This is a genomic window from Mesobacillus jeotgali, from assembly GCF_031759225.1.
Classification (GTDB): Bacteria; Bacillota; Bacilli; order Bacillales; family Cytobacillaceae; genus Mesobacillus; species Mesobacillus jeotgali_B.
Genome location: NZ_CP134494.1, coordinates 4,187,768 through 4,204,363, shown reverse-complemented (window position 1 = coordinate 4,204,363; position 16,596 = coordinate 4,187,768). Strand labels below are relative to the sequence as shown.

At 38.7% G+C, this 16,596-nt stretch carries 19 protein-coding genes; 17 read left to right on the top strand and 2 right to left on the bottom strand.

The window, feature by feature from the left end; all coding sequences use genetic code 11:
* Positions 1-47: 47 nt before the first annotated feature.
* Together RH061_RS21130 and RH061_RS21125 are read right to left on the bottom strand one after the other, a co-directional pair.
* Positions 48-1,034, bottom strand: coding sequence for an LCP family protein (locus RH061_RS21130; RefSeq protein ID WP_311072732.1), 987 nt, complete (start codon positions 1,032-1,034; stop codon positions 48-50).
* Between the two features lie 147 nt (positions 1,035-1,181).
* On the bottom strand, positions 1,182-1,820 hold the full coding sequence (locus tag RH061_RS21125) for a YigZ family protein (RefSeq protein WP_311072731.1): 639 nt from the start codon (positions 1,818-1,820) through the stop codon (positions 1,182-1,184).
* A 410-nt stretch (positions 1,821-2,230) separates the two neighbouring features.
* Here RH061_RS21125 and RH061_RS21120 point away from each other — a divergent pair, with 410 nt between their 5' ends.
* From RH061_RS21120 to RH061_RS21045, 17 genes are all read left to right on the top strand, one after another.
* Positions 2,231-3,373, top strand: a complete 1,143-nt coding sequence (locus RH061_RS21120) for a sensor histidine kinase (RefSeq protein WP_311072730.1) — start codon at positions 2,231-2,233, stop codon at positions 3,371-3,373.
* Positions 3,374-3,428: 55 nt separating this feature from the next.
* Positions 3,429-4,112, top strand: coding sequence for a response regulator (locus RH061_RS21115; protein WP_311072729.1), 684 nt, complete (start codon positions 3,429-3,431; stop codon positions 4,110-4,112).
* Positions 4,113-4,262: 150 nt separating this feature from the next.
* A complete protein-coding gene (sda, locus tag RH061_RS23115; protein ID WP_396654835.1) occupies positions 4,263-4,424 on the top strand; it encodes a sporulation histidine kinase inhibitor Sda in 162 nt (53 codons plus the stop codon).
* 455 nt (positions 4,425-4,879) lie between these two features.
* Positions 4,880-5,719, top strand: a complete 840-nt coding sequence (locus tag RH061_RS21110; protein ID WP_311072728.1) for a DegV family protein — start codon at positions 4,880-4,882, stop codon at positions 5,717-5,719.
* A gap of 270 nt (positions 5,720-5,989) precedes the next feature.
* Positions 5,990-7,486 carry an ATP-dependent helicase ComFA gene (locus RH061_RS21105; RefSeq protein WP_396654834.1) on the top strand — a complete coding sequence of 499 codons (1,497 nt, stop codon included), beginning with the start codon at positions 5,990-5,992 and terminating at the stop codon, positions 7,484-7,486.
* Positions 7,483-8,190, top strand: a complete 708-nt coding sequence (locus tag RH061_RS21100; protein WP_311072727.1) for a ComFC family protein — start codon at positions 7,483-7,485, stop codon at positions 8,188-8,190. The genes RH061_RS21105 and RH061_RS21100 overlap by 4 nt, the downstream gene beginning before the upstream one ends.
* Before the next feature lie 32 nt (positions 8,191-8,222).
* Positions 8,223-8,627 carry a TIGR03826 family flagellar region protein gene (locus RH061_RS21095; protein ID WP_311072726.1) on the top strand — a complete coding sequence of 135 codons (405 nt, stop codon included), beginning with the start codon at positions 8,223-8,225 and terminating at the stop codon, positions 8,625-8,627.
* 76 nt (positions 8,628-8,703) lie between these two features.
* Positions 8,704-8,970: a flagellar biosynthesis anti-sigma factor FlgM gene (gene flgM / locus RH061_RS21090; protein WP_311072725.1), complete on the top strand. Its 267-nt coding sequence runs from the start codon at positions 8,704-8,706 to the stop codon at positions 8,968-8,970.
* A 56-nt stretch (positions 8,971-9,026) separates the two neighbouring features.
* Positions 9,027-9,497, top strand: coding sequence for a flagellar protein FlgN (locus RH061_RS21085; RefSeq protein ID WP_311072724.1), 471 nt, complete (start codon positions 9,027-9,029; stop codon positions 9,495-9,497).
* A 17-nt stretch (positions 9,498-9,514) separates the two neighbouring features.
* Positions 9,515-11,068: a flagellar hook-associated protein FlgK gene (gene flgK / locus RH061_RS21080; RefSeq protein WP_311072723.1), complete on the top strand. Its 1,554-nt coding sequence runs from the start codon at positions 9,515-9,517 to the stop codon at positions 11,066-11,068.
* Between the two features lie 10 nt (positions 11,069-11,078).
* The gene (flgL, locus tag RH061_RS21075) at positions 11,079-11,969 is read left to right on the top strand and encodes a flagellar hook-associated protein FlgL (RefSeq protein ID WP_311072722.1); all 891 of its coding nucleotides are present in this window, start codon (positions 11,079-11,081) and stop codon (positions 11,967-11,969) included.
* Positions 11,970-12,014: 45 nt separating this feature from the next.
* Complete coding sequence (locus tag RH061_RS21070; RefSeq protein WP_311072721.1) at positions 12,015-12,605, top strand: DUF6470 family protein; 591 nt, start codon at positions 12,015-12,017, stop codon at positions 12,603-12,605.
* Between the two features lie 14 nt (positions 12,606-12,619).
* Positions 12,620-13,051 (top strand): flagellar assembly protein FliW, encoded by a 432-nt coding sequence (gene fliW / locus RH061_RS21065; RefSeq protein ID WP_311072720.1) that lies wholly within the window; start codon positions 12,620-12,622, stop codon positions 13,049-13,051.
* 11 nt (positions 13,052-13,062) lie between these two features.
* The gene (csrA, locus tag RH061_RS21060; protein WP_311072719.1) at positions 13,063-13,287 is read left to right on the top strand and encodes a carbon storage regulator CsrA; all 225 of its coding nucleotides are present in this window, start codon (positions 13,063-13,065) and stop codon (positions 13,285-13,287) included.
* A gap of 141 nt (positions 13,288-13,428) precedes the next feature.
* On the top strand, positions 13,429-14,241 hold the full coding sequence (locus RH061_RS21055; protein ID WP_311072718.1) for a flagellin N-terminal helical domain-containing protein: 813 nt from the start codon (positions 13,429-13,431) through the stop codon (positions 14,239-14,241).
* Between the two features lie 88 nt (positions 14,242-14,329).
* The gene (locus RH061_RS21050; RefSeq protein ID WP_311072717.1) at positions 14,330-14,851 is read left to right on the top strand and encodes a hypothetical protein; all 522 of its coding nucleotides are present in this window, start codon (positions 14,330-14,332) and stop codon (positions 14,849-14,851) included.
* A gap of 2 nt (positions 14,852-14,853) precedes the next feature.
* Entirely contained in the window at positions 14,854-16,533 is a 1,680-nt protein-coding gene (locus tag RH061_RS21045; protein ID WP_311072716.1) for a motility associated factor glycosyltransferase family protein, read from the top strand.
* Positions 16,534-16,596 lie beyond the last annotated feature (63 nt).

Below are 16,596 nucleotides of genomic sequence, written 5' to 3'. Positions count from 1 at the left end.
TAAATTAAAAAGGCTAAACCCTTTTTTGGTTTAGCCTTTCGTCACCATTATTCAACAGGGATATTAGACAATTCCAAATGATTCTGTAGTGTTGCCTTAGTTTCGGTTAACGATTCTTCAGCAGGAATGAAGTAGTATACCCCGTCGATATACGAATCTTCTCCTTTTAAAGAAAGGGTTTCAATATTATTGGAATTGAAATTTCGGTACTTTTTCAGGAATGAAATTCCATCCCCGATCTTAAGGTTTGTTTCGATATTATCGCCTACTATTTCGGCAATGTCATCTAATTTAAGCATGTTTGAAGGTTTGGTCAAAGAATCTAGAGATGATTTTATTAATTCTTTTTGGCGGTCATTTCTACCGAAATCACCCCGAGGGTCTCTTTTTCTCATTCGAGCATAAGCTAATGCCTCTTCACCATTTAATTGTTGATTGCCTTCATAAAAATATACTTTTCGTTTGGGATATGTGTCTGTTTCCTCCCAAAAATCAAAAGGTACATCCACTTCTACTCCACCAATTTCATCAATAATTGACTTAAATCCATCAAAATTTACTGTAGCATAATAATCAATTGGAATATCAAGAAGATTCTCTACAGTTTCAACAGTGGCAAGTTGGCCATAGTTAAAAGAGTGATTGATTTTATCCTCATGACCTACATCCTCAATGTAAGTCATAGTGTCTCTAGGCAAGCTCACTAATTTCACAGATTGTGAATCCGGATTAAACGTAGCAACAATTAAAGAGTCGGCTCTTCCGCCGCTTCCTTGACTGGAGTAATCTTCTATGCCCATCAGCAGTACAGAAACTGGGTGCTTACTTAAGTAAACATCTTCTTCCCTTAGCTTTGATTTAGAACCTCTGTCCAAGTCAGTATATGACTCCTTTGCTGCTGAAATAGTTTGAAATGCTAAGTATCCAGATATACTTAGAATAATAATTAGAAACAAGCTTATAACTAAAGCTATTTTACGAAATCTATATTTTTTCCTTTTTTCTCTATTGTGAAATCTTGTTTTATTCTGCATTAAATTTCTCCTTTGAAAAATAAGACGTTCAAAGATAATTTGGAGCAATTGTTGTATCTAAAATCTAACAATTATGTCTTAACGGTGTACCGGTTAATTATAAAGAAAATATTTAAAACCCGCAATGGAATATAGTAACTATATAGATTATGAAGTACTTTCAAATTCTATAAAAACCTGCTCTTGTGCATAAACATTAGCTTTGCCGTTGGATATCTCGGTTACCCAGTCAGTAAAAATATCCATTGCTTCCACAGAAACTAGCACTTGTATTTTTACGATATCAAGATATTGCAAATTTTTGAGTAAAAAGGCTGTACTACGGATTGCATTTTCAAATTTTCCCAGCAGAGTATATTCTAACTCAATAGTAAAGGATTGCATTAATTTCCTTTCCACTATTCCAGTCACTGTCAATCCCTCAGACGTCGCCTTTCCATAAGCGCGAATCAGACCACCTGCGCCAAGCTTGATGCCACCATAATAACGAGTTATAACTACCACAGTATCTTTCAACTGCTTCTTTTTCAGCACTTCAAGAATTGGCACCCCTGCAGTCCCACTTGGCTCTCCATCATCATTCGCCTTTTGGATCTGGTCGTTCTCTCCAATCATATAAGCTGAGCAATTATGAGTCGCGTTCCAGTTTTCCTTTTTAATCTTCTGAATGAACTCCTGTGCCTCTTCCTCTGTTTCTGCTCTTTCTATATATGCTATAAATCGTGATTTTTGAATCTCGATTTCATGTTCTCCGTAACCTTTTACCGTATAGTAGCTTGTCAGCAATTCTTTCTCCCTTCTCTCCCAAAAATTTTCCCAACCCCATCTATTAAATCTTTCGACATCGTTTTTATGTTCTACAGAGGTAATTAGTGCTACAATTCATTATAAGTTGACGGCAATCGGGGGACAATGGTGTCTTATGATTGTAATATAACTTTAATACTGTAAATGTGTTTGAATGTTATAATAGTTAGTGGTCTGACAAGGCCTGATTCATTTTTGGAAAAATGTTTTTATTTTAAAGTTGGAGTTTAACTCCTAAAATAATAGGATATAAGACTTAGAATGAAAAATCAAATCTATGTCTTTGTATCGATTTTCAGCAAAATTGGCATCATTTTCTTGTTGAAAATTAGTAACAAATTAGTTTTCAAGTTAAAATATCTTTAGTGCCGCCCTTGGGGGAGTTTTACATGGCAATTAAAAAATTCGACACGAAAGCCCTTGATTTGATTTTAGAAAAAATGATCGAAACCGTTGGAGACAGCAAAGACGAAATCTTCCGAATAGGGGAACAGTGCCGGACAGATTATGAATCTATCACCAACGAATTAAGAGAGATTAAAAGAAAGGTCGCACAAATCATCAATGATGGCGACAAGCTGGATGCCCAGGTAAGGAGAGCGAGGCTGCGACTATCGGATGTAAGCAAGCATTTTAAGGACTATTCCGAAGCACAGGTTCGTGAGGCATATGAAGCGGCCCACAAGCTTCAGATGGACCTGACAATGAATAGGCAATCGGAAAAGCAGCTACGAGAAAAGCGGGATGACCTTGAGCGAAGGCTGGTTGGTCTGAATGAAACGATTGAACGCGCCGACCATCTGGTTTCCCAGATTAGCGTTGTCATGAACTACATGATGAGTGACATCCGGGAAATGGGAGAAGCGCTTGAGACAGCGAAACAAAAGCAGGATTTCGGGCTGAAAATCATTGAAGCCCAGGAGGATGAGCGAAAAAGGCTGTCCCGAGAAATCCATGATGGGCCTGCCCAAATGATGGCGAATGTAATGATGCGTTCCGATTTGATAGAAAGGGTTTATAAGGAACGAGGGGCGGAGGAGGCGATCCAGGAAATCAGGAGTATGAAAAAGATGGTCCGTTCTGCCTTGTATGAGGTACGAAGAATCATTTATGATTTGAGGCCAATGGCTCTTGACGATCTCGGCCTGGTCCCTACCCTCAAAAAGTATCTACAGACAATCGAAGAGTATCATAGGACTACTAGAATTCAGTTCACTAATCTCGGTGATGACAGAAGATTGCCATCAAATTATGAAGTTGCCTTGTTTCGGATTATTCAGGAGTCAGTACAGAATGCGCTAAAACATGCAGAGGCCATGACGGTCCAAGTGAAGCTTGATATAAAGAGCGAACAGATTATGGCTGTAATAAAGGATGATGGCAAAGGTTTTGATATTAACGAGAGCAAACCAGAATCCTTTGGGCTTCTTGGAATAAGAGAAAGAGTCGAACTGCTGGAAGGTGAGCTGACGATTCACTCAAAAATTGGCACTGGAACGCTGGTCATCATCCAAATTCCGATGAATTTATAAAACAATAAAAAAAGAGAGAAAAATAGAGACAGAAGCCGTAAGGGAGGCGAAGGCTATGACAACAAAGATTGTCATTATTGACGACCATCAACTTTTCAGAGAAGGGGTAAAACGGATCCTTGATTTTGAACCATCGTTCGAAGTGGTTGCAGAAGGTGATGATGGCAGCGAAGCCATCTCGCTAGTAGAACAGCATCAGCCAGACGTAGTCATCATGGACATCAATATGCCTAATACGAATGGTGTTGAGGCAACCAGTGAATTGATTGAGAAGTATCCTGAGGCAAAGGTTATTATCTTATCTATCCACGATGACGAAAACTATGTCACGCACGCCCTAAAAACAGGAGCAACAGGCTATCTATTAAAAGAAATGGATGCTGATGCACTTGTTGAAGCAGTTAAAGTCGTGGCAGATGGTGGATCTTACTTACATCCTCGAGTAACTCATAATCTAGTAAAAGAATATCGTCGATTATCAGCTGATGAGAGCGGATCCGATAAGTACATATCCCCGGTTGAAATTCGCCGTCCGCTACACCTGTTGACACGCCGCGAATGCGAAGTCCTACAGCTATTAGCGGATGGTAAGAGTAACAGAGGCATTGGTGAAGCATTGTTCATCAGTGAAAAGACCGTCAAGAACCACGTAAGCAATATCTTGCAGAAAATGAATGTAAACGACCGCACCCAGGCTGTAGTGGTGGCAATTAAGAATGGCTGGGTTGAAGTAAGATAATCTATAAGAAACCACATTTGTCGAATCGACAGATGTGGTTTTTTGTCGATTGCTGTATGAAAGTGTTGGAATAATACGACAGAAAATCCCCTAGACTTTTACAAAAAAATAATAATTTCAGATATAATTAGGGAAACGAACAAAGAAAGGGTGGTCATAATTTCTTCACTATGGGAACTAACTGACGAAAAATTGATAGAAGCTTATCAAAAGGCTACTCTATTAGAATTGGATGAAACTTTTATTGAAATGCTAATAGAAGAGATAGAGAACAGAGGAATTAAGAGTTTAAGGAATCAATACGTATCTTAAATTTGTAACGCTGCGCAACCGATTGCCAGCGTTTTTTTGGTGTTTATCCTCTTATATGACGGACCAACGCTATTAGATGAAGAGTAGACAATGTGCCAACACGGAGGTGCTAATAAGGGCACAACGAAGAATTTCATTAAGCCTGGAATGGGGGATGGAACACGTAAATGATCAGCTATGGAATTTCTATGTGCCCGAAACGAAGTGGTGAATCAGTAAAAGGTCACATAGGGAAGTTCTATGTGCCCGAAACGGAGTGGTGGACCAGTAAAAGGTCACATAGGGAAGTTCTATGTGACCGAAACGGAGTAGTGGACCAGTAAAAGGAACCAGTTCCCCGGATTCCAAAACTCTTTATTAAAATAGTTTTCCTGAAAGAATGCAATTTACATAAAGTTCATATAAAATGGGATTGTACAAATCGAAGAGAAAAACATAAGGATGGTAATCTAACAATGAAAACGGCAGTTGTCACGGATAGTACTGCGTACATCCCGAAGGAATTGCGAGAGAAATGGAATATCCACATGATTCCGTTAAGCGTGATTTTTGATACTGAAACATATAGGGAAGATATAGATATTACAGCAGAAGAATTTTACGAAGAAGTAAAGCATCGCGAGCTACCGACTACGTCCATGCCGCCAATTGGTGAGTTCGTAAAGCTTTTTGAAAGTTTGGCAAAGGAATACGACTCTGTTATCAGCATTCATTTATCCAGTGGAATAAGCGGTACTTATCAGGGAGCGGTTTCTGCTGGTGAAATGGTGGAGGGTATAAAGGTGTTTGCCTTTGATTCGGAAGTCAGTGCAATGGTTCAGGGTTTTTATGCGCTGGAAGCTGCTGAATTGGCTGAACAAGGTAAAACTCCTGAAGAAATCATTGACCGGCTAGAAGAAGTGAAGAAGACAGCTCGAGCTTATTTCATGGTGGACGACCTAAGCCATTTGCAGCGCGGGGGACGGCTATCCAGTGCCCAGGCATTAATAGGGAGTCTATTGCAGGTTAAACCGTTGCTGCACTTTGTAGATAAGATGATTGTTCCGTTTGAAAAGGTTCGCACTAAGAAAAAAGCTTTAAATCGAGTCGTCGATCTACTTGCTGAAGATGCAGGGAAGGGCGGCGGATATCGTGCGGTCGTCATTCATGCTAATCGCGAGAATGAAGCGCTTGAATGGAAGAGTGAGCTCGAGGCTCAGTTTCCGAATGTTGAATTTATGTTTAGCTACTTCGGACCTGTCATTGGCACACACTTAGGCGAAGGTGCTCTGGGCATGGGCTGGTACAAGAAGTAATTGCGGAGAGGTATTACATCAGTGATTGACGTCATTCCGAGGAATATTTGGAATGGCGTTTTTTATTTTTATCCACAAATTCATCCACTTATCAACAAAAACAGCTAGTTATTAACAATTTAAAATATCTTCTAATATATTTTATCCACAGAAAAAGCGGTATCATTTCATCATTCCTCACTTTAAAAATGTTTATCAACAAAACAACCCACATTATCAACAGGAATAACATATTATCCACAAAATAATCCACAAAGGCTGTGATTAACCGTGAAATTTTTAATGGAAGACAGCAAGATTATCCCCATTATAAAGTTCAATTCTGGTGACAAGTCTCAGGTTATCTCCAAGCTTCCTGATATTCCGTCAGTTCCGAGTAATCCATCATTTAATGTTAATCCCGCTTTACAAAAGATACTTACAGGCAAACAGCTTCTGGTCGGTGATTTACCGTTTTCTTTGGAAGAAATCCACCAACATTATGAAAATGGTTATATAGTTTACCGTAGGGGGCTGGAGATTAGTGATACAAAGTTGAAATGTGAGAGGTGCGGATCAACTGACCCAGCTTCTTTTGCCGAATTTCCTTGTTCACGCTGTGGTGAAACCGATGTGTATTGCAGGAGGTGTTTGATGATGGGCAGGGTGAGTGGATGTACTCCGCTGATTAGTTGGAAGGGGCCAAATCCTGAGTCTACTGTGCACTCATCTCTGCTTAACTGGGATGGCCAGTTATCAGAAGGACAAAAGTTAGCCTCCAATCGAGTGGTGGAGGCCGTTGAAAACCTATCCGAGCTGCTTGTTTGGGCGGTGGCTGGAGCAGGAAAGACTGAAGTATTATTCGCCGGAATAGAGAGGGCGTTATCCACTGGAAAACGAGTTTGCCTGGCGACTCCTCGAACTGATGTTGTTCTGGAACTGGCCCCTCGGTTGGGAAAGGTCTTCCCTCAGGTGAAAATAGCCTCGTTGTATGGTGGCAGTGACGATCGACATGAATATGCGCAACTAACGATCGCAACAACTCACCAGTTACTCCGCTTCTACCAGGCATTCGATGTAATCATAGTAGATGAAGTGGATGCCTTTCCTTACTCCGTTGATGAAACCCTCCAATATGTAGTTGAACAATCGAGAAAACTACAATCCACACTCATTTATCTTACAGCAACACCTAGCCAGAAATGGCAGCGGGAATGCCGTCTTGGAAAAAGAGAGTATGTCACTATACCAGCAAGATTTCACAGAAAACCACTACCAGTACCGAGGTTTGAATGGTCTGGGAACTGGGAGAAAAAGCTTTCGAAAGGCAAACTGTCGGTGAACATCACTAAATGGATTGAAGCTCGCCTTGCGAGTGGTAAGCCAACTTTAGTATTTGTTCCGAAAATCTCCTATATGGAAAAAATTCTTTTTCTTCTCCGACAGCTACATCCCCAAATCGAATCCGTGCATGCTGAAGATCCCGAGCGAAAAGAAAAAGTTCTAAAGATGCGGCAAAAGGAAATTCCTATTCTGGTCACTACAACCATACTCGAACGTGGTGTAACCATCTCGAATATCGATGTCGCCGTGATTGGTTCAGAGGATAGGATCTTTACTGAAAGTGCCCTTGTTCAGATTGCAGGACGTGCTGGAAGGAGCACACAGTTCCCGACAGGTGATGTCATTTTTTTTCACTATGGAAAAACAGAAGCAATGGTCAATGCAAGAAATCAAATCGTCAAGATGAATAAGGAAGGGATCAAGAAGGGGCTGATTGATGTATGAAGACTCTTTGTTTGTTGTGTAATGGAGAAATAGAATCAGAGTTCACCTGGAGAAGTTTGTTTAATAATGAACTGCATAATAGTAGGATCTGTCAAAAATGCCATGAAAAGTTCGAATCCATTAGTGGTGAGACATGCGATATTTGTGGAAGACCCTTCTCTTCATTGGACGCGGAGTACAGGAACGAAGGATTATGCCTGGATTGTAGACGGTGGGAGGAAGATGAGTTCTGGAACGGGAGTTTGGACAAGAACACCTCGCTCTATAGCTATTCGAGTGTTACCAAAGAAGTCATTGCGAGATTTAAATTTCGAGGCGACTATGTGCTGGCAGAAGTTTTTGCCGAGGACTTTTTAAAATCTTCGCAAGCTTGGCAATATGATTACATTGTTCCTATCCCACTAAGTGAAGAACGACTTTATGAACGTGGATTTAACCAGTCAGAGGCAATTATTAGGGCGGCTGGTCTAAAACCAACACAATTATTATCGAGGGTTCATACAGAAAAACAATCAAAAAAATCCAGGTCAGAGAGAATACATCTTGACCAGGTTTTCAGAGCTGATTCAGATCTTGATTTAAGGGGTAAAAAAATCTTGCTTGTTGACGATATATATACTACAGGCTCAACTCTACGACATGCAGCAAGGCTGTTGAAGGAAAATGGAGCAGGCAGGGTGTATTCGTTAACTTTGGCACGTTGAGCAGATATGATAAGATTAGAGGAGGAAGGACATTGGAACTTGTAAATTGTCCTGATTGCGGAGAAATCTTCGTTAAAAATAAATTTAGAGATACATGTGAAAAATGCTGGAAAGCGGAACAGAACGCATATGATACTGTTTCGAAGTTCATGAAAAAACGTGAAAATCGTGCAGCAACTATGCTTCAGGTGGTAGAAACGACTGGTGTTGCTGAAAAAATAATTTTGAAATTCATAAAAAATGGAAAGCTGCAGATTACCCAATTCCCGAATCTTGGCTATCCTTGTGACAAATGCGGAGCAATTATAAGGACAGGAAGACTGTGTGAATCCTGCGCTGGCGCAATCAAATCTGATTTGCAGGTTCATGAGCATGAAGAGCAGCGTAAAAAAGAAATTGCCAACCGCACTGCGACTTTTTTCACTCATAGAGATTAGGCAAAAAGATTTATTAAAAAACTCTTTTTGCTTGCCGATAATACTATTAGAATCGTTCTGAAAGCGAGGGTTAGACATGAAAATAAATAATATAGGCCCATCAGGGATCAATCCATATAAACGCCAGATGAACAAACTAGATGCAGCAGCAAGTACACAGAACAAGAAAGCTGATAAAGTAGAGATTTCTTCAACTGCAAAGGAAATGCAGCAGCTTTCCCAGGTATCCGTTCAACGCCAGCAAAAGGTAGAAGAGCTGAAGCTTCAGGTTGAAAACGGTACTTATAAATTGAATCCTAAAGAAACAGCTAAAAGCATCATTAATTTTTACCATAATAAATAAGGTGAATACTCGTCTGCCTGGCGAGTGTTTCTTTATGCCTAGAAGGAGGGCAGTCCATGTCTGCTGAATCGCTTGTCGTCATCCTGAATAAGATGCTCAAATTACATAAAAGCCTTTACGAACTGACCGTGAAGAAAACGGATATCGTAAAAAAAGGAGACACAGCTGCCCTCGACCAGCTCATGAAGGATGAACAGGCGCATGTAGCGGCAATCAATAAGCTAGAGCACGAGCGGCTGGCAGTTTCTAGTGCAATAATCCCTGCTGCGTCATTAAAAGAAATAGCAGAGGCGAACCCTTCGGAAAAAGATAAGCTTTTACAAATCAAAGAAGATCTGGTGGGAGTCATTTCTGAAATAAAGGCACGAAATGAACTGAACCAGCAGCTAATCCATCAGTCATTGCAGTTCATCAATTTTTCTAAAAGCCTTGTGATGCCGCAGGAAAAGGAAATCAACTACGGACCACCTACTGGTAAGAAAGCAAAGCCTGGTCAATCGCCGGGAATGTTCAACTCAAAAGCATAATATTTGGAGGAACGAAAATGCGTTCAACCTTTATGGGATTAGAAACAGCACGACGCGGAATGTTCACGCAGCAGAGCGCTTTACATACAACCGGACATAATATCTCGAATGCCAATACACCCGGCTACACACGCCAGCGTATTAATTTCGAACAAACAGAACCATATCCAAACGCATCGATCAACCGCCCGCAAATACCAGGACAGGTTGGTACTGGAGTGAAGGCTGGATCAATCCAGCGTATAAGGGAAAGTTTCCTGGATGTACAATATCGCGGTGAGAATAATAAACTAGGTTACTGGGAAACTCGGGCAGAGGCTTACACTAAACTTGAGGAAGTACTGAATGAACCATCCGACTCTGGTCTTGCAAAGACGATGGATTTGTTCTGGCAGTCTTTGCAGGACTTAGCTGTTAACCCTACAAATGCAGGTGCTCGATCGGTTGTTCGTCAGCGAGGAATCGCAGTCGCCGAGACATTTAATCACCTGCATATTTCACTGTCCACAATCAAACAGGATTTAAAAAATGAAATTACTGTAACTGAGAGATCAATCAATTCAATTCTTGAACAGATTAGTAAGATAAATGGCCAAATCGCAGATGTTGAACCCCATCAATACTTACCTAATGACCTTTATGATGAACGTGATAGATTGATTGACCAATTATCATCCATAGTTAATGTAAAAGTTGATTATTCCAGCTCGGGAAAAGGATCGTTGGAAATAGCTGAAGGACAGGCTATTGTTAAGATGATCAGTGATAGTGGTAAAGAGCTAGGTATCCTGGTCAGCGGTGATCGATATAATGAAGTTAAGGCTAATTTTGATGGTGTGGAGAATTCTGTCAAAACCTTCTCGATTGGTCATTCAAGCTTTAATTACAAGGATTTAAATTCGACTGGACAACTTAAGGCTTTAGTAGATTCATATGGAGTAGACATAGAGGGAAAAGTAAATGGTATATATCCAGATGTAATGAAAAGCCTGGATGATCTGGCATATACCTTCGCTAATGAATTTAATGCGCAGCACAGCTTAGGAGTAAGCCCAAATGAAATAGATAATAATCCCCCTGAAGATAGAAACTTTTTTGCCGAAGCTGGAGAAGAAATAGGTATGGATCGTAATGGGTTTGCTGGCAGGATTACTTTAGCCAAGTCAATAGAAGTTAGCCTCGATAACATTGCAACAGCTTCCGGACCTGCTTCAATAGCAACGAAAGGCGATTCAAGCAATGTTTTAGCTCTTGCCAATATCTTCAATCAGGATTTCGATTATCAGAATGGGGCTAAGCCTGAACTAGCAAATTTCCACAATTATTATGAGGGTGTTATTGGAGAATTGGCAGTTCGGTCACAAGAAGCAGTAAGGCTTAATCATAATAGTACGTCTTTAAAAGAAGCTGTTGATAACCGACGAAAATCTGTCAGTTCTGTGTCATTAGATGAAGAAATGACTAATATGATCCAATTCCAACATGCATACAATGCTTCTGCAAGAATGATTACACTTCAGGATGAAATGCTGGATAAAATTATAAATGGAATGGGAACTGTAGGAAGATAGGTGACTTAATATGCGGATTACTCAATCAATGCTTTCCTCAAACTCGCTAAGAAATTTAAGTGAAAGTTATAGGCAAATGGGGCAGTATCAGAACCAGTTGGCTACAGGGAAGAAAATTAATAAACCATCAGACGACCCAGTAGGGGCGGTGAAAGGTATGTTTTACCGCTCTAACTTGACAGAAGTTGAACAATACAAAAGGAACCTCTCTGAATTGTATTTGTGGATGGAGAATTCTGAAGCTGGAATAGAGCAGGCTAATAATGGCTTGCAAAGGGTTCGAGAACTTGTGATACAAGGGAAAAATGGCTCTCTAAGTCCTACAGATAGGGCTGCGGTTGCTCGTGAAATTGAGCAAATAAAAAATGATCTCGTACAGGTAGCAAATACAAAAGTATCAGGAAGATATATTTTTCACGGTACAGATACTGAAAACCCTCCTGCACAACCTGGTAATCCTCCGACGGCAGCGGGCAATTTGGCAAATGCAGAGATTAAAAATTACAATATTGAAGTTTCTCGTGGTGTGACTTTACGGGCGAATGTAGATCCCGGAAAAATGTTTAATGATGAGCTTTTTAAGGCTGTGCATGATGTCCAAGTAGCTTTGGAAAGTGACAATCCTAAGGAACTGGATGGGCTATTAAATACTTTAGATAGCGTTATGGATAGAATTTCTTCAGAAAGGTCCGAATTGGGGGCTCGTTATAACCGGCTTGAAATGATTGATGACCGTATCAGTCAGCAAGAAATTATGGCAAGTAGAGTTTTATCAGATACAGAAGATGCCGATATAGAAAGAGTAATTACTGACCTTAAGACGCAGGAAAGTGTTCACCGTGCAGCCTTGGGAGTTGGAGCCCGAATACTTCAGCCATCTTTATTGGACTTTTTAAGATAAGCTATTCTCAATGGGAATAGCTTTTTTTTTCTAGGAGGGATGAATATGCAAGTCCCACAAATTAGAGTAGAAACAGTAAGGGGTCAGATTGAGATTAAAACCTACAATGCAATATTAGAAATTGAGCAGCCTAATAACGAATTAAGCATTGAACAGCCACCAGCACTATTGGAGATGAAGCGCACACCTTCAAAGTTGAGCATAAATCAGACCAAGGCAAGGGAAGATGTTGATTTAAAAAGTATATCGAGAAGAATAGAAGAAGCGGCAGATCAAGGATATAGAGACGTACTTTCGGGTATTGAAAGGTTATCGCAAGATGGAGACGAGCTAATGATGATTGAAAGAGGAGGTAATGCGATACCAGAGCAAGCGAAGCGTAATAGTGAGTCACCTGTTTTTGAGTTTAACATTGGTTGGGTTCCTTCAGCAGGAAGTGTTAAGATTGATTACAGTCCAGGACGTTTAGTGATAAATTGGAGGGTGAGAAAACCGATTATAAACAGCCAGTATAAAAGTATAGAGAGTACCTATAAGCCTGGTAATGTAGAAATTAATATGAAATCTTACCCGTCAATAAAGATAGATTTTAAAAACCTTAAATACTCAGGATTAAATTTCGAACAATCGATTTAAAGGGTGGTCAATATATGCAAATAAGAACAAAGTATCATGGGGAGATCAGTGTTAATAGGAGCGAAGTATTTGTTTTCAAACAGGGGATTCCAGCGTTCCTAGAAGAAGAAAATTTTGTATTTCTTCCACTTTCAGATGATGGAATATATTTCATTATGCAGTCTGTCAAAACACCTGAATTAGCTTTCTTAGTCATTAGCCCTTTCACCTTTTTCAAAGAGTATGATTTTATGATAGAAGACTCAATAGTCTCTGAACTTAGCATAAATGCTGAAGAGGATATACTTGTGTACTCGATACTAACCGTAGAGGATCCCTTTGAAAAAACAACTGCCAATCTGCAGGCACCTATAGTTGTCAATACTAAGAATCGGACAGGAAAGCAGGTTATATTGCACAATGAAATCTTCGGTACTAAACACAGGATATTCCAATACACAAAATAAGGGGTGAAATTATGCTGGTACTTTCTAGGAAAAATGGAGAGAGTATAAAAATAGGTGAAGATATTGAAATAACAATTATTTCATCTAAAAATGATCAGGTGAAAATTGGTATAAGAGCCCCTAAAAATATTGGTGTTTACAGAAAAGAAGTAATTGAACAAATTCATCAGGAAAATATACTTGCAACAAAGGATTTTTCGAAAATTATTGATTTAATGAAGAATGAAAAAAAATAATTTTTTTAAAAGCTATAAACAAATAGTCGTGTAGGTCGATAAAAATATTGTAAGAGGTAATAAGGGCGGCCGACCTTGTTTCTCAAACAATTAAATCTTGTCCACAAGGAAGTGGGCACTCAAATTCAAGGAGGAAAAACAATGAGAATCAACCATAATATCGCTGCACTTAACACATACCGTCAGCTAAACACAGCTGCTGCTGGTCAATCTAAATCAATGGAAAAGTTATCTTCAGGTCTAAAGATCAATCGCGCTGGTGATGATGCAGCTGGTCTTGCTATTTCAGAAAAAATGCGCGGCCAAATTCGTGGCCTTGATATGGCAGCTAAAAACTCTCAAGATGCAATTTCGTTCATCCAGACTGCAGAAGGTGCACTGAATGAAACTCATTCAATTCTTCAGCGTATGCGTGAACTAGCTGTACAAGGTTCAAATGATACAAACACAGCTGAAGATCGTGGCGAAATTCAAAAAGAAGTTGATCAGCTAGCTGCTGAAATTGACCGTATTGGTAATACTACTGAATTCAACACTCAAAAGTTATTAAGTGGTGGAATCACAGGTAATATTTTCCAGGTTGGAGCAAACGTTTCTCAAACAATTACTTTAGATATTAATGACATGCGTTCAACTGCTCTAGGAGTAGATACTTTAATGATTGACAGCAATGCAAATGCTAATCTTGCAATTTCTGCAATTGATGCAGCAATCAGCAGCGTATCATCAGAGCGTTCTAAACTTGGTGCTTTACAAAATCGCCTTGAACACACAATCAACAACCTTGGAACATCTTCTGAAAACTTGACAGCAGCTGAATCACGTATTCGTGATGTTGATATGGCAAAAGAAATGATGGAGCAAACTAAAAACTCTATCCTTTCTCAAGCTGCACAAGCTATGCTTGCACAAGCAAATCAACAGCCGCAAGGAGTACTTCAGCTACTTCGTTAATTTTTAGTACTTTTGCTATAATAAAAGAAAAAATAGATAGCCATTTAGTGGCTATCTATTTTTTGTAAGTTTAGAGAGGAAGAGATGAATGATATATATCAATGAAGTACCAGTTGCCGGGGACCTAAATCTGGAATTACTGAAGAGAGAAATAAAAGCATATTTGCACAAAGAAAAGCTGGTTTTAATAGACCAATCAGGTAATATACTGAGTGAGAATAAAGTTAATTCCTTATTAGAATCCAGTATAGAAAAAGATCAACTTTTTTTACAAGGTGTAAAAACAAATCTACTTTTAAGAGATTTTAAAGATGAGTTGATATTGTATATAAAGAAGGTAGAAGATTATATAGAAAACGTTAGAGATACAGAGGATTTTTCAACAGTAAAGGATAGCTTTGTCCAAATCATTGAATCCGTATTGGAGTTTACTTCAGTATCAGATTTTTTACAAAAGGATCTAATTGGACAAGATACTGTGAAAGAGCTGGCACAAAAGGCTTTTGCTCAGGCGGAATCTGGAAATGATGTATATATATTAGATCTCATTGAATATGAATTGCTTCCTCTTTTAAATCATTTTTCAGAAGGAATTCAAGAGGAAATGTGAGTATGGAATACAAAATTTATGAAAAGACATCAGATGATAACCAGCTTTTATATGTATATAAGGATATGGACAGAGAAGTACCCCTTAATTCCTTATATTCGCCTAGAAAAGAAGTTGAAAGATTCATTAAAAAGTTAAGCGGAGTTAAAGGGAAACTTTTGATTTTTATTGGCTTTGGAAATGGGTCATTGCTTGAAGTTTTATTGGATGATCAAATATACAAGGAAAATGTGCATTTTCTTTTTATAGAACCTTTTCCAGAGCTGAAAATAAGCCAAAACCACAAAGACATATTCCAAGAAGTACAAAAGCTGTCCTATATTAATATTGAGGACTTTAGTTCATTATTATTTGCCAAATTTATATCTAAGTTTATTTCTGTACCAGTAGAAATTAAGATTCATCCAAACTATTCAAGAGTCAATCAGGCTAAGATAAAAGAGTGCTTGCAAATTATAGAAGAAGGAATCCAAACGAAGCAAATCCTTAATAATACTGAATCGAAATTTGCAGTCGATTGGATTGTTGAACCGTTATTAAATACCCAAAATATTCTGAGGTCAATAAACTTAAAAGAACTTCAGGGGAGATTTGCAGGAGAAAGAGCTATGCTCGTTGCCTCAGGCCCTTCCCTTAAATTTAATATAGATTATATAAAGAAGAATAAAGATTCTTTTCATATCTTTTCAGTAGGTTCAGCATTAAGAGCTTTATCTGAAAATGAAATTCAACCTGATTTCGTTCTAAGTGTAGATGCAAGTGACAGAAACTACGAAACTCATTTTAAGGGGATTGACTATAAAGGGAACTTGATTTATGAGACTATGTCTAATTCTAATATACAAAATAATCATCGAGGCCCCCTTGTAGTTTCAAGATCGCTATCAGATTATGTTAGTCCAAGAACCTTCAAGAATTTATATTCATTCCCTCAAGCTTCTCCATCAGTTGCAATTTATACATTACAAGTGATTGCCTTCCTGGGATTTTCAGAGGTCTACATGGTTGGCCAAGACTTGGCTTTAATTAATGGAGAATATTATTCAAAAGGAATTAAACATCATGAAGGCATGAAGGACTTGAAGGCTGAGCTATATGTTGAAAGCAACAAAGGAGAGTCTATTGGAACGACTAGGTCATTAAAGATCTTTCTAGATTCCTTTGAGGCACTCGTAAAAACTCTTCCTAAAAATATGAAGCTTTATAACTTATCTGAGTCAGGAGCTAAGATTGACGGAGTACCATACATCTCGACAGATAGTATAAGTGTTGGGGCAAAAAATAATATAACTATTGATTGTATTAATCTAATGTCGGCATCCAAAGACACCAATACAATCTTAATTGAATTTATACAAGAATTAGAAATTCTTAAAAGAGAAGTAGAGATTGCTGAAAAAGGCTTAGAAAGAATTCTTAAGCTTGGTGTAGTATCTGCAGACGATATGGGCAAAGTAGTTAAAAGGTTCCGTAATGTATCCAAGCATAAAATATTAGAGGAAATTATCCTATCCCAATTAACGTATATGTTTGATTCAATTATAAATAAATTAGTTTATTTTGAAAAAAAACAGAGATATACAAGTGATGACTTATTAATTTTCGTTAAGGAATTAAACAGCTTTTATAAGCTTGTATCTTCATTTGTAAAAGATCTTCTTATCAATGAGCGATTACTTTAGAGATCTTAAAATAGACAGGTTTCTTGATATGATTCCCTTTAAGTGCACATTCGAAGTAGCCTC

Coding starts and splice junctions, on each gene's coding strand:
- RH061_RS21130 (WP_311072732.1), bottom strand. CDS start 1,034: ATGCAGAATAAAACAAGATTTCACAATAGAGAAAAAAGGAAAAAATAT.
- RH061_RS21120 (WP_311072730.1), top strand. CDS start 2,231: ATGGCAATTAAAAAATTCGACACGAAAGCCCTTGATTTGATTTTAGAA.
- RH061_RS21115 (WP_311072729.1), top strand. CDS start 3,429: ATGACAACAAAGATTGTCATTATTGACGACCATCAACTTTTCAGAGAA.
- RH061_RS21110 (WP_311072728.1), top strand. CDS start 4,880: ATGAAAACGGCAGTTGTCACGGATAGTACTGCGTACATCCCGAAGGAA.
- RH061_RS21100 (WP_311072727.1), top strand. CDS start 7,483: ATGAAGACTCTTTGTTTGTTGTGTAATGGAGAAATAGAATCAGAGTTC.
- flgM (WP_311072725.1), top strand. CDS start 8,704: ATGAAAATAAATAATATAGGCCCATCAGGGATCAATCCATATAAACGC.
- RH061_RS21085 (WP_311072724.1), top strand. CDS start 9,027: ATGTCTGCTGAATCGCTTGTCGTCATCCTGAATAAGATGCTCAAATTA.
- flgK (WP_311072723.1), top strand. CDS start 9,515: ATGCGTTCAACCTTTATGGGATTAGAAACAGCACGACGCGGAATGTTC.
- flgL (WP_311072722.1), top strand. CDS start 11,079: ATGCGGATTACTCAATCAATGCTTTCCTCAAACTCGCTAAGAAATTTA.
- RH061_RS21070 (WP_311072721.1), top strand. CDS start 12,015: ATGCAAGTCCCACAAATTAGAGTAGAAACAGTAAGGGGTCAGATTGAG.
- fliW (WP_311072720.1), top strand. CDS start 12,620: ATGCAAATAAGAACAAAGTATCATGGGGAGATCAGTGTTAATAGGAGC.
- csrA (WP_311072719.1), top strand. CDS start 13,063: ATGCTGGTACTTTCTAGGAAAAATGGAGAGAGTATAAAAATAGGTGAA.
- RH061_RS21055 (WP_311072718.1), top strand. CDS start 13,429: ATGAGAATCAACCATAATATCGCTGCACTTAACACATACCGTCAGCTA.
- RH061_RS21050 (WP_311072717.1), top strand. CDS start 14,330: ATGATATATATCAATGAAGTACCAGTTGCCGGGGACCTAAATCTGGAA.
- RH061_RS21045 (WP_311072716.1), top strand. CDS start 14,854: ATGGAATACAAAATTTATGAAAAGACATCAGATGATAACCAGCTTTTA.